Source organism: Arthrobacter glacialis, assembly GCF_002909445.1.
Lineage (GTDB): Bacteria > Actinomycetota > Actinomycetes > Actinomycetales > Micrococcaceae > Specibacter > Specibacter glacialis.
The window spans coordinates 1-283 of the sequence record NZ_PPXC01000058.1; the positions used below are offsets into that span (position 1 = coordinate 1).

The following is a 283-nucleotide window of genomic DNA, read 5'->3' on the forward strand; positions in this document are numbered from 1 at the left end:
GGGCCTACTCACCGTTGCTTATGAGGGTGATTGCGCCTGTGGGATGGCTGGAAACGACGGCAATATCGAATGGTTTACTCCTCCACACTGCCAAGCAAACTGGAAGCGCGACAGATCGCACCGCGAATTGGCGTTGGATCCTGCACGCAATCTGGTTACCCGCAGCCTCAGAGCAACACGCGCTCCGAATCCTGATTTTTTACGCCAGCCGGCACCGGCGGGAACTCGTTTTGTCTTCGCCACAGATGGGTTCTGGGCCGAGCTCACTGAATCGCAGCAAGCT

General features: G+C 57.2%; 1 pseudogene. It reads left to right on the plus strand.

Going from position 1 to position 283, the window contains the following annotated elements:
- Positions 1-43 precede the first annotated feature (43 nt).
- Positions 44-283, plus strand: a pseudogene (locus CVS27_RS21150) (hypothetical protein); the annotation flags it as partial.